The sequence below is a fragment of the Methylosinus sp. shoA genome (assembly GCF_059718125.1).
This window is the reverse complement of record NZ_AP046091.1, coordinates 50,928-64,885: the sequence shown is the minus strand read 5'-3', so window position 1 is coordinate 64,885 and position 13,958 is coordinate 50,928. Positions and strand designations below refer to the sequence as shown.

Below are 13,958 nucleotides of genomic sequence, written 5' to 3'. Positions count from 1 at the left end.
GCTACGCATAATCTACTTTATGCGGTGCACCGCATAAAATCGATCTTGCAGGAATTTGGAAGAGGCTCAATTTCCTGGGAGTCGAGCTGCGCGCGGTTCATGAAGGAGTCGCGGATCAGATTCAGATTGGCGTGCGCGGACTTCTCGGATCGCTTTTTCTGACCGACCTAGCTCATAAGGTTCGACGCGGAATGCAGGGCGTCGTGAGAGACGGGCGCCACGCCGGCGGCCGGGCCTATGGCTATCGGCCTGTGGCCGGCAAGCCGGGCGAATTGGAGATCGTCGAATCCGAAGCTGCGGTCATTCGCCGAATTTTCCAGGACTATGTCCGCGGCAAGACGCCACGGGAAATCGCCCACGCGCTGAACAAGGAAGGCGCGAGACCGCCTCGCGGGGTCAATTGGACGCCGTCGACGATCAACGGGAACAAGAAGCGACATCACGGCATCATCCTCAACGAGCTCTATGCCGGCGTCGTCGTGTGGAACCGCGTCCGAATGATCAAGGATCCGGATACGGGTCGACGCGTTTCGCGCTCGAACCCGCCGGACGAATGGAAGCGGTCGGATGCGCCGCACTTGGCGATCATCGCCAAGGACGTGTTCGAGGCGGCGCAGCAGCGAAAGGCCGAGCGGACCTTCGAGGCGCCTCAAAAGCAGCGAAAGGCGAAGTTTCTGCTATCCGGTCTTCTGAAGTGCGGGTTCTGTGGCGGCGGCCTATCGATGAAGGATCGCGATCATGGTCGGGTCCGGGTCCATTGTTCGACGATGCGAGAGGCTGGAACCTGCACGAACCGAAAGATTTTCTATCTCGACGAAATCGAGAAGGCCGTTCTTGCCGGTCTTCAACAGCATCTCAAGGCGCCGAAGCTCTTGAAGGAGTTCGTGCGCACCTACCAGGAAGAGCGGGAACGGCTGGCGGCGGACAAAGTCCGGCAGCGCGGCAAGCTGGAGAGCAGGCTGGCCGAGGTTCAGCGTTCTCTCGACCGGATGTGGTCGGACTATGAGACCGAGCGAGTGCCGGTCGATGTCCTCGGACCCAGGATGAAGGAGGCTCAGGCGCAAAAGCTGGCGCTGATCGCCGAGCTCGAGACCCAGCCAGAGCCGGAAAAGATCGTCGGCCTGCACCCGGCCGCCCTACGGCATTACGAGGAGCTGGTCGGGCAGCTGGGCGACGTTTTCGGCCGTGGCGTGACCCCGGACAACGAGGAGGCGGCAGAAAAAATCCGCGAACTAGTGGCGAAGGTGATCGTCAGGCCGTCCGAAGAGGGGCTCAAGTTAGAGCTTCAGGGTCGCCTGGCTTTGCTGATGGGCGCGCCCAACGTCTACCCCAACATGCGGATCGCGGCGTCGGGGGGATCGGTGGTAGCGGAGGAGGGATTCGAACCCCCGACACAAGGATTATGATTCCTCTGCTCTAGCCGACTGAGCTACTCCGCCACTTTCTCCGCCGCGAGTAAGCGCGATATAGGCGCGCGCGGCGGTTTCCGTCAAGCCGCTGTCCACGCCCGCAGGGCAATCGCTCGAACTGGAGGGGAGTTTCGGCGCGGGAATTGCCGTGATTCATAGAGGGCCTCGACTCACTGAGGCCTTCGATGTCCAAGACCAGTCTTCTCGACCATTTTTCCGCCCTCGAGGACCCGCGCCAAGCGTGGAAGGTCGTCTACCCGTTGCCGGAAATCCTGCTGATCGTCCTGTGCGGGACGATGGCCGGGGCCGAGGATTTCTGCGAGATCGAGCGCTGGGCCAGGCAAAAGCTCGACTTTCTGCGGCGTCTCCTGCCCTTCGCGAAGGGCGTCCCCTCCCATGACGCGCTCAACGACGTGATGAACGCCCTGCCGGCCTCGCTCTTTGCCGAATGCTTCACCAATCGGGTCGAGAGCCTGCGCGAGAAGGAGCCCGACATTGTGGCGATCGACGGCAAGACCTCGCGCCGCGCGCATGGCAAGGACGGCTCGCCGCTGCATCTGGTCTCCGCCTGGGCCTCGCGCCAGCGCCTCGTGCTCGGTCAAGAGGCGGTCGACAAGAAGAGCAACGAGATCGTCGCCATTCCGCTGCTGCTCGACCGCCTGGAACCGAAGGGCGCGCTCGTCACTATCGACGCCATGGGATGTCAGCGCGAGATCGCCGAGAAAATCCGCGCCGAGGGAGCCGACTATCTGCTCGCCCTGAAGGACAATTGGCCGACGCTCGCCGAGGACGTGCGCTTCTATTTCGAGCGCGAGCGGGAAGCCTGCGACATTCACGAGACGACCGACGGCGATCATGGGCGCATCGAGGTTCGCCGTCATTATGTGTCTCACACGGTCGACTGGCTCTCGACCGACCGCCGCTTTCCCGGCGAGCCGCGCTTTCCGGCGCTCGCCATGATCGGCATGATCGAGGCGACGGTGGAGCGGGATGGAAAGACGAGCGTGGCGCGCCGTTACTATCTCTCCTCGGCGCTATTGTCCGCCGAGCAGTTCGCCCACGCGGCCCGGGCCCACTGGAGTGTAGAGAACGGTCTCCACTGGGTGCTCGACGTCGTGTTCCATGACGACCTGATGCGTCTTCGCACCGAGAACGGGCCCGCCAACATGGCGACGATCAGGCATGCCGCTCTCAACCTCATCAAGGACATCCCCGATAAGGCCAGCCTCAAAATCAAAAAGAAAACAGCCGCCTGGAACGATGATTACCTCTTCCGAGCCATAACCCAGCCGTGGCGATGAGTTTCAAGCGATTCCCCTGTCCACGCCCGGCGCACGGCTGTCCGGGGAAAGTCGGGCATAGGCTATCTCGAGTTGTCTGCGAGAGAAGTGAGCGCGTCATAGACGGCGAGCTCCGGCAGCGCGATGACGACATCGGGCGCAGCCTGGGCTTTCGGCGCGAAGCGTTCGGTCGGCGCGGTTCGGCAGGCGGCCGGAGTCGAGCTCCTCCTCTATAATCTGCCCTCGAGAAATTCCACCAGCCTCGATCAGAGTCCGGCCGATCGCAGGGCGGACATGTGAAGAAGAAACGGTTCACGGAAGAGCAGATCGTCGGGATTTTGCGGGAGCAGGAAGCCGGCGCGAAGGCGGCGCGACTCGGCGCGCAAATACCTCCGGCATCGGGCCGTCCGGGTGACCGGCTCGGGCTTTCTGCGGAACGACTGGACGTCGCGCAGCGAAAGGCTCGAATTGGCGGATTTATCGGCCTTCGTGGCGAGACGGCTCCGGTCGCGCCGACTCGCTCGTGCGAACCGCCGTCCGCCGCGGTCGAGAGACGCGCATGTGAAAAAAGCCGGTTTTCACTTCCCGGCAAAAGGCGCTAAACAACGCGCCGAGCACTCCCACCCGAGCGAGACCGATCACCCATGGCGCGCCAATTCATCTATCACATGCAGGGTCTGACCAAGACCTACCCCGGCGGCAAGAAGGTTCTCGACAATATCCATCTCTCCTTCTACCCCGACGCCAAGATCGGCGTGCTCGGCGTCAACGGCGCCGGCAAGTCCACGCTGCTGCGCATCATGGCCGGCATCGACAAGGAGTTCGCTGGCGAGGGCTTCGTCGCCGAGGGCGCGCGCGTCGGCTATCTGCCGCAGGAGCCGCAGCTCGATTCCGCGCTCGACGTGCGCGGCAATGTGATGCTCGGCGTCGCCGGCAAGAAGGCGATCCTCGACCGCTACAATGATCTCGCGATGAATTATTCCGACGAGACCGCGGACGAGATGACCCGCCTGCAGGACGAAATCGAGGCCAAGGGCCTCTGGGACCTCGACAGCCAGGTGGATCAGGCCATGGAGGCGCTCGGCTGTCCCTCCGACGACGCCGATGTGACCAAGCTCTCGGGCGGCGAGCGGCGCCGCGTCGCGCTGTGCCGACTCCTGCTCGAGCAGCCGGAGATGCTGCTGCTCGACGAGCCCACGAACCATCTCGACGCCGAGACGGTGAACTGGCTCGAAGGCCATTTGCGCAATTATCCGGGCGCGATCCTGATCGTCACCCACGATCGCTACTTCCTCGACAATGTGACCGGCTGGATCCTGGAGCTCGACCGCGGCCGCGGCATTCCCTACGAGGGCAATTACACCTCCTGGCTGAAGCAGAAGCAGAAGCGCCTCGCGCAGGAGAGCAGCGAGGAGAAGGCCCGCCAGCGCTCACTCGAGGCGGAGAGCGAGTGGATCGCCTCTTCGCCGAAAGCACGCCAGGCGAAGTCCAAGGCGCGCATCCAGCGCTATGAGGAGCTGGTCGCCAAGCAGAACGAGAAGGCGCCGACGACCGCGCAGATCGTCGTTCCAGTGGCCGAGCGCCTCGGCGCCAACGTCATCGATTTCGACCATTTGTCGAAAGGCTTCGGCGACCGGCTGCTCATCGACGATCTCTCCTTCAAGCTGCCGCCGGGCGGCATCGTCGGCGTGATCGGCCCCAACGGCGCCGGTAAGACGACGCTCTTCCGCATGATCACCGGCCAGGAGAAGCCCGACGGAGGCTCCATCACCGTCGGCGACAGCGTGCAGCTCGGCTATGTCGATCAGTCGCGCGACGCGCTCGACGACAAGAAGACCGTCTGGGAAGAGATTTCCGGCGGCAATGACATCATCTATCTGGGAAAACGCGAGATCAATTCGCGCGCCTATTGCGGCGCCTTCAATTTCAAGGGGACGGACCAGCAGAAGAAGGTCGGCATGCTCTCGGGCGGCGAGCGCAACCGCGTGCATCTCGCCAAGATCTTGAAGCGCGGCGCCAATGTGCTGCTGCTCGACGAGCCGACCAACGATCTCGACGTCGACACGTTGCGCGCTCTGGAGGAGGCGCTCGCCGATTTCGCCGGCTGCGCCGTCATCATCTCGCACGACCGCTTCTTCTTGGATCGCGTCGCGACCCATATGCTCGCCTTCGAGGGCGACAGCCATGTCGAATGGTTCGAGGGCAATTTCGCCGATTACGAGGAGGACAAGAAGCGCCGTCTCGGCATCGACAGCGTGATTCCGCATCGCCTGAAATACAAGAAATTCTCGCGATAGCCGCTGCGCGGCTCGCCTCGTCGTCCGGTCTCGGCTGTCCGGGAAATTCCCGGGCCGCCCTATTCTGGTATCAAAGCCCGATGAACGCGAAACATCGGCGCATATCGGAGGCGATCTTCGCCCGTCCGGTCCCTTCGGACCTGCGCTGGACGGAAATCGAGAGCCTCCTCGTTGCGCTCGGGGCGTTCCGAGCGGCGCGGCTCACGCGTCCGCTTTCCTGCTCCCGGCTGCGAGGCGGTTTTCCATCGCCCGCCCCCCTCGGCCGGAAACCGATAGGGGAGCCGTCGCAGCGGTTCGCCGCTTCCTCGAAAGCGTGGGAGTGAAGCCATGATCCTGAAGCATGACGGCTATATCGCCGAGGTCGGCTATGAGGAGGGCGACGCGCTCATGAACGGCGTCGTCGTCGACGCGCGCGCCGCGCTTCATTTCGCCGGCCGCGACATAGACGAATTGCGCCGGGCGCTCGCCGAGACGATCGAGGACTATCGAGAGTGGTGCAAAGAGCGCGGCGTCGAGCCCGAGAAGCCCTATTCCGGCGCTCTCTCTGCGCATTCCTCCCGAACTGCACAGGCGCATCGCCGAGCAAGCCGCGAAGGCCGGCGCGAGCGTCAATCAGTTCATCGCCGAGCGACTCGCGGAAGTCGCCTAGGAGCGGCGCGCATCGGCGCCGTTCCCTCCGGCTAGCCAGATCGAGGAGCGACCATGCACGGCCAGGACCGCTTTCTGCTCGCCGGCGTCATGGGCTGGCCCGTCGCGCATTCGCGCTCGCCGATGATCCATAATTACTGGCTTGCCCGCTACGGGCTCGCCGGCGCTTATATTCCGCTCGCGATCGAGCCGGGCCGGCTGGGGGCGGCGTTGCGCGCGCTGCCGGCGCTGAATTTTTCCGGCTGCAACCTCACCATCCCACATAAGGAGGCGGCGCAGGCCCTGGTCGACGAGCTCGACGAGACGGCGCGGCGCGTCGGCGCCGTCAATTGCGTGGTGGTCGAAGAGAACGGAGCGCTCACGGGGCGCAATTATGACGGCTTCGGCTTCACTGCCTCGCTGCGCGCCGCGGCGCCCATGTGGCGCTCCGACGCCGGACCGGCGGTCGTCATCGGCGCGGGCGGCGCCGCGCGCGCCGTCGTCGCCGGGCTCATCGACGCCGGGGCGACGGAGATCACGGTCTTCAACCGCACCTTGGAGCGCGCAGAGGCGTTGGCGCAGGATTTCGGACCATTGGTCGCAGCCGATCGCTGGGAGCGGCGCGAGGCGCGCTTGGCGGACGCCGCGCTCGTCGTCAACACGACGAGTCAGGGAATGGTCGGCCAGCCGCCGCTCGATCTGCGTCTCGACGCGCTGCCCGCCGCGGCGCTCGTCGCCGATATCGTCTACGCCCCGCTGGAGACGCCGTTGCTTGCCGAGGCGCGTGCGCGCGGCCTTGCCGCCGTGGACGGCCTCGGCATGCTGATCCATCAGGCGCGGCCGGCCTTTCGCGACTGGTTCGGGATCATGCCCGAGGCGACGCCGGAGCTGCGCGCAATGGTCGAGGCGACACTCTAGGTCGGCGTCGCCAAATCGGCAGTGGGGCGTCCCTCGTGAGCGACGCCGCCTTGTGTAGACATCACGCGATGAAGGCGGAAAAGCTCAGCTTCACCGGACCGCTCTGGACCGCGACACGCCGCGTCAGCTCGGCGAGTTCGCCGGCCTGGCGGATCAGGCTCGAATAGCGCTCGCTGGCGAAGCGCGACTGCAGCTCGAGCGCGTCGCCGACCGATTTGGCCCTGCCGAGCGCCAGAGCGAAATCCAGCACGGCGGCGGCGTTCTCGTTGAAGAGATCGAGCGTCTTGAGAGGCAGGGCGCAGGCGTCGACGGTCGGCGGCGTGACAGGCGCGACGCTCGCCGTCGTCACGGCGGCGGCAACGACCGGTTCGGGCGGAACGACGACCGGCTCTGGAACCGACGCCGCGGGCTCGAGGACCTCGACCGCGGGCTCGCTCGGGACCGGCTCGGCCGCGGCGGTCTCCGGCTCGGCCGGAGCGGCGAAAGGCGTGTCGGCAGGCGCCGCGACCGGCTCGTCCGCCTCGAGCACGTCCTTGAGGGAGATCGGCGCGGACTTGGGCGTCGCGCGCGGCTTCGCGGGACCTTTGAATTGGGTAGCCATCGCTGCAGGCTCCTTGTTGCAAAACGCCGCGCGCCGCGGCGCGCCATTACCGGCCGGTCGTCGCCTTTTGCAGCGCTGCGCCGAGCTCCTTGGCCTGCGCCTGGATCGACTCGACCTGCGTCTTCACATATTCCGTCTGCAGGGTGAGCACCTCCTGCGGGTCCTTCGCATGCAGCAGCTTGCGGGCGAGCTCGAAGGCCGCGTTGACATTGGCCTCCGCATAGCCGAGCGCCTTGGCGCTCACATCCGTCGCGCCGGTCTGAAACGAGGAGGTTGTCGTCTCCAGGGAGCCGATCGCCTTTTGCGCCGCTCCGGCGTAACCCTCGAACGCCTTGCGCGCCTGCTCCATGCTCTTTTCGGCGAAGTCGCGGACTTCGTTCGGAATCTGGAAGATCGGTTCGCTCACGAAGAATATCCTTCTCATCGCGTCGCTGCGGGGCTCGCCGGACCGATCGCGACCGTCGGCACGGCGACGCTGCACATCACGCCCGATCCGTCTCTCGGGGAGCCGGACGGCGGAACTATGGCGCAACTCATGTTGCAATGCAACATGCTTTGTGCCCCGAGCGGGGCCGTTCACCATAACCATCGAACTTTGTTGAAACGGCTTCTGCCGCATAGACCAAGCCGCGCGAAACCTTTAAATTTCTCTTAACCGATCACCCATCGTCGATCGGCCGCGTTCGGGGCGCAGTCGAGATGAGCGAGCAGGTCGAGCTTGTGAGCGGGGGCGATGCGGCCGTGCAGATTCGCGAGGATCCGGCCTTCGCCGCGCTGGAGGATTCCGGTGCGCCGATCGTCGCGGCCGCGGGCGCGCCGCCGGAGATCGTCTACCTCAACGAATCGGCCCGGGCCGCCTTCGGCGCGGACGCCGCGGCGCTCGGCGAGCGGCTGTTCCGCGGCGAGGAGGAGGGCGCCCGCCGCCTCGCCGAGCTCGCGGTCTCGACGCTGCACGGCGCCGCGCCGCGTCTCGAGCGCCTGCGCTTTTCCTTCGGGCCGATCGCCCAGACGGTGACCATCCTCTGCCGCAAGACGCGGGCGGCGGAGCAGGGCGGGCTTTTCCTCGTCGCCGCGCTCGGCGTCAGGGCGCGCCCCGAGAATGAGCCCGCGTCGCCGACCGCGCCTTCGCCGCCTTTCGCATCCGAATGCGCGCCGTCGATCGTCGATGCCTCGGAGGCGGACGAGCCGGCCTCCGAGGCGCCTCCTCTTCCTCCTCCGCCCGCATCGATCGAGCCGACGCCCGAGACGCCGCCGGCGGCGAAGCCCGCGCGGCCCGAGCGCTTCCTCTGGCGCACCGACGCCGAGGGGCGCATCGTCGACGTGACGGCGACGCTCGCCGATGTGGTCGGCCGCGACAGTGGCGACATCGCCGGCCGCAGTTTCGTCGAAACTGCGCGCCGCCTGCGTCTCGATCCCGGCGGCCGCCTCGCCGATGTCCTCGCCTCGCGCCGCTCCTGGAGCGGCGTCGAGCTCGATTGGCCGTTGCAAGGCGGCGCGGCGCGCGTGCCGGTGACGCTCGGGGCGCTCCCCATCTTCGACGATGGCCGGCGCTTCGGCGGCTTCCAGGGCTATGGCGTGCTGCATGTCGGCCGGCTGCGCGCGGAGCCGCCGGAGCCCGAAGTGGAGGCGACCGTTCCAGAACCCGTCGCGCCGGAGACGGACACAGCCGAGGCTCAGCCTGTCGCGTCGGCCGGCGCCAAGGTGGTGCCGCTGCGTCCGCAGCTCGCTCACGCGCGCTTCGAGGAAGGCGGGGCGGCCGAGCCGCTGACGCCGAGCGAGCGCGCCGCTTTCGACGAAATTTCCCGCGCGCTCGGCGCCGGATCGAAGCCGGGCAAAGGCCCGGCGCGCGAGCTGATCGAGGCGGTGGAGCAGGCGACCGACCGCGAGCCGCCGGCCGAAGCCGATGAGCCGGCTCCGATCGGCCCCGACCGCGCCCGCCGTCTCTTGGACCGGCTCCCGGTCGGCGTGCTGGTGGCGCGCGGCGCGCGGGCGCTCTACGCCAATCGCACGCTGCTCGACTATCTCGGCTATCCCGATCTCGCCGCGCTCGCCGCCGAGGGCGGAGCCGCGCGGCTGTTCGCCGGCCCGCGGCTGCAGGATGCCGGCGACGGCGGCGGCGCCGTCCTCGAGCTGCGCGGCCGCGAGGGCGAATATCTCGACGCCGACGCGCGCCTGCAGGCGATCGACTGGGACGGCGATCCGGCGACGCTCGTGACTTTGCGCAGCGCGCGGCCTTCCGCCGACGCCGCGCGGCTCGGCGCGCTGCAGACCGAGCTGGCGCGCCGCCGCCGCGAGGCCGAGGAGCTGCGCGCAGCGCTCGAGGCGACCGGCGCCGCCTGCGCCATGGTCGATCGCGACGGCCGCATTCGCGGCGCGAGCGGAGCTTTCGGCCGCCTGTTCGGCGAGGAGCCCGATGCGCTGCTCGGCGAGCCGCTCGCCGCGCTGTTCGCCGAGGCCGATCGGGGAGCGGTCGCCGATCATCTGCGCCGCCGCGATCCGGCCGCCGACGGATTGCGGGCGTCCGCCCGCGCAGGGGCGCCGTCGCGCGCTCTGCATCTGACTCTTCGACCGCTCGGCGCGGCGTCGGAGCAGAGGCGCTGCGCCGTTCTGCGCGAGCTCGGGCCGCGCCGCGGCGCCGACGAGGCGCTCGACGCCGCGCGTCGCGAGGCCGAGCGCGCCAATGCCGCCAAGACCGATTTCCTCGCCAAAGTGTCGCATGAGGTGCGGACGCCGCTCAACGCCATCATCGGCTTCGCCGAGGTGATGATGGAGGAGCGGTTCGGCCCGCTCGGCAGCGAGCGCTACAAGGAATATCTGAAGGATATCCACACGTCCGGCGAGCATGTGCTGAGCCTCGTCAACGATCTGCTCGATCTGTCGAAGATCGAGGCCGGCAAGATGGAGCTCGACGTCGAGCGCATCGACGCCAATGCGATGATCGCCGAATGCGTGTCGATCATGCAGCCGCAGGCCAATCGCAGCCGCGTCCTCATTCGGCTGTCGCTGTGGCCGCGCCTGCCGCGCGTTCTGGCCGATCGGCGCTCGCTGCGGCAGATATTGCTCAATCTTCTCTCCAATGCTGTGAAGTTCAACCAAGCGGGCGGGCAGGTGATCGTGTCGAGCGCGCTCACCGACGCCGGTTTCGTCGTGATCCGCGTGAAGGACACGGGGATCGGCATGAGCGAGAGCGAGATCGAGACGGCGCTGGAGCCCTTCCGCCAGGTGGGCCCGCACAAGGCCAGCGGCACTGGGCTCGGCCTGCCGCTGACCAAGGCGCTGATCGAGGCCAACCACGCCTCCTTCTCGATCGCGAGCCGCAAGAACGAGGGCACTCTGGTCGAGGTCGCCTTTCCGCCGCCGCAGGTGCTGGCGGCGGAATGAGATCGCTCCGCGGGATGGCCGAATCGATTTGACGCGGGCATGCGAGCCCGAAGGCTCGTGGTCCACCCTCGCTCTATCGGATCGTCGAGGCCTCAGGCGCGCAATTCGCCGAGACTTGCAATGGGGCGATTATTCCGCTGCGTCCGCTGACGGGATCTGCGTCGTCGCCGATCTGCGCCATTCGAGCTCTTCCGGCGGAAACTCGAGCATCAGCCGAAGCTGCTCCGGCGTGCATTTCCAATCGCCTTTGGCGATATAGGAGCCCGCCCGCGGGGCGAGCACGATCAATTCGCGGATGTTCGGAAGGCCGGCAAATCCGCTCTCGTCGAACGCGTGCAAAGTGTCGATCCGCCCGGAAAGGAGACATACGCCAGGGCCGAACGTGCTGGAGCCGAAGACCAGATGCCGGGCTCCGCGCAGACAGGCCAAATCCTCGAACAAGCTGCCGCTTTGAAGACGAGCGGGTACGCCATTCGTCGAGAGATATGATTCCAGCGCGTCGATGCAGGGATTCAGCCGATCTTCCGCGACGATGACGACCCGGTCGATCGTTCCTCGGCCCATGAGATCGTTCACGATCGTCGTATAGTAGCTCAACGGCGGCTGAACGAGGAGGGGATGCACATTGGTCGAGAAAATATCTCCGGATCGGATGTGGATGACCAATTCCCCGGCGCCCTCCGGCTCGCCTTCCTGCGAAACCGGAGGCAATCCGAAGTACGGCGCGACGAACTGCTGCGCGAGTTCATATCTTTCCACGGGCGAAATAGGGGCGCCGATCGGCGAAATACGGAAGAAATGGCCATCCAGATAGAGGCCTGCGGGCGGCTCCCGTGTAGCTGCGAACAGGATCGTCGCGCCGTCGGAGATCGTCTTGTCCGCCACGCCCAAATTTATCGGCGGACCCCACACATGGGCCATCCCCATGCGCTTCGCCAAATAAAGCGCGTTCGTGATCTGCACGATACTATTCCCCATTCGGCCGCCTCTTCTGACCTTCAATCCGGTGAGTCGGTCGCTTTCGCAATCGCCGATCCGAACGATCTTGTGCGATTTGTTCTGGCCCACCGACGGCGAATCGAGCCGCGGACGCGCGCCGCGCGTCTTCCAATGTGTCGCGAGTATCTTCGAGCCCTTGGAAACGAAAATCATCACGCGGCGCAGGTGTAGAATTTGATGTTCCGGCAGCGACAGGCGCACGTGGCGGGCCACGATCCGATCGTCGAGCTCCAGCTGCATCGCCGGATCGACCACTCCGTCGCCGAAGTAGCTCACACCGGCATGGAGGGTCGTCCAGGACTTGCGATCCTGCGACGCCTCGACCACGAGTCGGCTCGCCCTCGCGCGGTAGGCGCGATCGCAGTGATTGGCGACGATGATGCGGCGCAGCGGCAATAGCTCGCCGAGATCGATCTCCCACCACGGCCGAGCTTCCAGAACGGTGCTGCTGCCGAATTCGTACTGATGATCCTCGACCAGCGCCTGCGCGCCGTTGGGCAGGGACCAAGGGGAAAGAGAGCTTTGACCGGCGACGCCCAGAGGAGCCACATCGATCAATTCGTCGAGATCGACCGTCGTCTTGTCCGCCGCGCCCACATTTGCCGGCGGACCCCACACATGGGCCATCCACATACGCTTCGCCAAACGAAGCGCGTTCGTGATCTGCCCGATAATGCTCCCCGTTCGGCCGACTTTTCTGACCTTCAATTCGGTGAGCCGATCGCTTTCGCCATTGCCGATCTGAACGATCTGGCGCGTTCTGTCCTCGTCCACCGACGGCGAGTCGAGCGGCGGATGCAATCCGCGCGTCTTCCAATGTGTCGCGCGTATCTTCGAGCCCTTGGAAACGAAAATCATCACGCGGCGCAGGTGTAGAATTTGATGTTCCGGCAGCGACAGGCGCACGTGGCGGGCCACGATCCGATCGTCGAGCTCCAGCTGCATCGCCGGATCGACCACTCCGTCGCCGAAGTAGCTCACACCGGCATGGAGGGTCGTCCAGGACTTGCGATCCTGCGACGCCTCGACCACGAGTCGGCTCGCCCTTGCGCGGTAGGCGCGATCGCAGTGATTGGCGATGATGATGCGGCGCAGCGGCAAAAGCTCGCCGAGATCGATCTCCCACCACGGCCGCTCTTCCAGAGCGGTGCAGCAGCCGAATTTGTGCAAATGATCCTCGACCAGCGCCTGCGCGCCGTTGGGCAGGGACCAAGGGGAAAGAGAGCTTTGACTGGCGACGCCCAGAGGAGCCACATCGATCAATTCATTGAGATCGACCATTCGTATTCCCAAAATAATGGCTTGGTCGGATGTAGAATTTCGCTGTCGGCGCCGGGGAGCGAGACCAAGCTATATCGCTCTTTATGACATCGACGCTGTCGAACTCGAGAACCGGCGCCGGCTTTTCCCGCTCGACGTCGTTCCGAGGACGGCTCGCGCCGATCGTCCTCCCGTCTCTCGCGGGCAAAACCTCTTGCAGCTGATCCCTAGCTGTATATCGGCAGAACCGTCTTGAAGCAAAGGCATTTCAGATCATCGACGCCTGTGGAGGCGAGGTCGCGTGGAAAGACCGAAGCCTTGAATTTGCGCCGCGCGCTCCGATAAAAGGCGAACGCCTCCGGGGCGTCCGCAGCTCGCGACGCCGTCGGCAGGGAGCATCGGGGAACAGGTCTTGCCCACCATCGACCTCAACGCCGATCTCGGCGAAGGATTCGGCGCTTGGCGCATGGGCGACGACGACGCCATGCTCGGTCTCGTCACCTCCGCCAATGTCGCCTGCGGCTTCCATGCAGGCGATCCCGACATCATGGCGCGCTGCTTCGCGCTCGCGCGTGAGCGCGGCGTCGCCGTGGGCGCGCATGTCTCCTTTCCGGATCTCGCCGGCTTCGGGCGCCGGCGCATTCCCTATTCGCCCGCCGAGATCGAGCGGCTCGTCGCCTATCAGATCGGCGCCGCGCGGGCCCTCGCCGATTATTGCGGGCACAGGCTCACCCATGTGAAATGCCATGGCGCGCTGGCCAATATCGCCGAGAGCGAGCCGGAGGTCGCGCGCGCGGTGGCGCGGGCGACGCGGGCGGTCGACCGTGGCCTCTTTCTGCTCGCCATCGCTCGGAGCGCGCAGGTCGAGGCGGCGGAGGAGGCGGGGCTCGACGTCGCGCGCGAAGCCTTCGCCGACCGCGCCTATGCCGAAGACGGAAGGCTGATGCCGCGCGGACTGCCCGGCGCGGTGATCGAGGATGCGGAGCGCGCCGCCGAGCGCGTCCTCGCCATGCTGGAGGCGCAGGCGCTCATCGCCGAGAGCGGCGCGCGCCTGCCGACGCCGATCGACTCCATCTGCGTGCATGGCGACACGCCCCATGCGGTGGCGGTGACGCGGCGCCTGCGCGGCGCGCTCGGGCAGGCGGGTTTCCGGCTCGCGTCTTTCGCAACGGCGGCGGGGTGAGCC

The 13,958-nt window shown here is 66.2% G+C and carries 11 protein-coding genes and 1 tRNA gene; 8 read left to right on the top strand and 4 right to left on the bottom strand.

Features of this window, described 5'->3' with window-relative positions; translation table 11 throughout:
• Positions 1-191 precede the first annotated feature (191 nt).
• On the top strand, positions 192-1,406 hold the full coding sequence (locus AC6IW9_RS00360; protein ID WP_497772580.1) for a recombinase family protein: 1,215 nt from the start codon (positions 192-194) through the stop codon (positions 1,404-1,406).
• On the opposite strand, the gene AC6IW9_RS00355 is transcribed toward AC6IW9_RS00360, so the two are convergent.
• Positions 1,363-1,439 (bottom strand) — tRNA-Met (locus tag AC6IW9_RS00355). The two genes, AC6IW9_RS00360 and AC6IW9_RS00355, sit on opposite strands and share 44 nt — an antisense overlap.
• A 155-nt stretch (positions 1,440-1,594) precedes the next feature.
• On the opposite strand from AC6IW9_RS00355, the gene AC6IW9_RS00350 reads away from it, so the two are divergent.
• The 5 genes from AC6IW9_RS00350 to AC6IW9_RS00330 all read left to right on the top strand — a co-directional run bounded on the left by AC6IW9_RS00350 (position 1,595) and on the right by AC6IW9_RS00330 (position 6,531).
• On the top strand, positions 1,595-2,710 hold the full coding sequence (locus AC6IW9_RS00350; RefSeq protein ID WP_497767011.1) for an ISAs1 family transposase: 1,116 nt from the start codon (positions 1,595-1,597) through the stop codon (positions 2,708-2,710).
• A gap of 123 nt (positions 2,711-2,833) precedes the next feature.
• The gene (locus AC6IW9_RS00345) at positions 2,834-2,989 is read left to right on the top strand and encodes a hypothetical protein (protein ID WP_497767734.1); all 156 of its coding nucleotides are present in this window, start codon (positions 2,834-2,836) and stop codon (positions 2,987-2,989) included.
• Between the two features lie 344 nt (positions 2,990-3,333).
• Complete coding sequence (gene ettA, locus AC6IW9_RS00340; protein ID WP_497767732.1) at positions 3,334-4,986, top strand: energy-dependent translational throttle protein EttA; 1,653 nt, start codon at positions 3,334-3,336, stop codon at positions 4,984-4,986.
• Positions 4,987-5,313: 327 nt separating this feature from the next.
• Positions 5,314-5,670, top strand: a complete 357-nt coding sequence (locus AC6IW9_RS00335) for a toxin-antitoxin system HicB family antitoxin (RefSeq protein WP_497767728.1) — start codon at positions 5,314-5,316, stop codon at positions 5,668-5,670.
• A gap of 18 nt (positions 5,671-5,688) precedes the next feature.
• Positions 5,689-6,531, top strand: coding sequence for a shikimate dehydrogenase (locus AC6IW9_RS00330; protein WP_497767725.1), 843 nt, complete (start codon positions 5,689-5,691; stop codon positions 6,529-6,531).
• Between the two features lie 61 nt (positions 6,532-6,592).
• Here the strand turns inward: AC6IW9_RS00330 and AC6IW9_RS00325 are convergent, their stop codons facing one another.
• On the bottom strand, positions 6,593-7,132 hold the full coding sequence (locus tag AC6IW9_RS00325; RefSeq protein ID WP_497767722.1) for a phasin family protein: 540 nt from the start codon (positions 7,130-7,132) through the stop codon (positions 6,593-6,595).
• 46 nt (positions 7,133-7,178) lie between these two features.
• Positions 7,179-7,538 carry a phasin gene (locus AC6IW9_RS00320; RefSeq protein ID WP_497767720.1) on the bottom strand — a complete coding sequence of 120 codons (360 nt, stop codon included), beginning with the start codon at positions 7,536-7,538 and terminating at the stop codon, positions 7,179-7,181.
• A gap of 293 nt (positions 7,539-7,831) precedes the next feature.
• On the opposite strand from AC6IW9_RS00320, the gene AC6IW9_RS00315 reads away from it, so the two are divergent.
• Positions 7,832-10,513: a PAS domain-containing sensor histidine kinase gene (locus tag AC6IW9_RS00315; protein ID WP_497767717.1), complete on the top strand. Its 2,682-nt coding sequence runs from the start codon at positions 7,832-7,834 to the stop codon at positions 10,511-10,513.
• Between the two features lie 129 nt (positions 10,514-10,642).
• Here AC6IW9_RS00315 and AC6IW9_RS00310 read toward each other — a convergent pair whose 3' ends face one another.
• Complete coding sequence (locus AC6IW9_RS00310; RefSeq protein ID WP_497767714.1) at positions 10,643-12,793, bottom strand: discoidin domain-containing protein; 2,151 nt, start codon at positions 12,791-12,793, stop codon at positions 10,643-10,645.
• Between the two features lie 391 nt (positions 12,794-13,184).
• On the opposite strand from AC6IW9_RS00310, the gene AC6IW9_RS00305 reads away from it, so the two are divergent.
• Positions 13,185-13,955 carry a LamB/YcsF family protein gene (locus tag AC6IW9_RS00305; RefSeq protein ID WP_497767712.1) on the top strand — a complete coding sequence of 257 codons (771 nt, stop codon included), beginning with the start codon at positions 13,185-13,187 and terminating at the stop codon, positions 13,953-13,955.
• Positions 13,956-13,958: the final 3 nt, after the last annotated feature.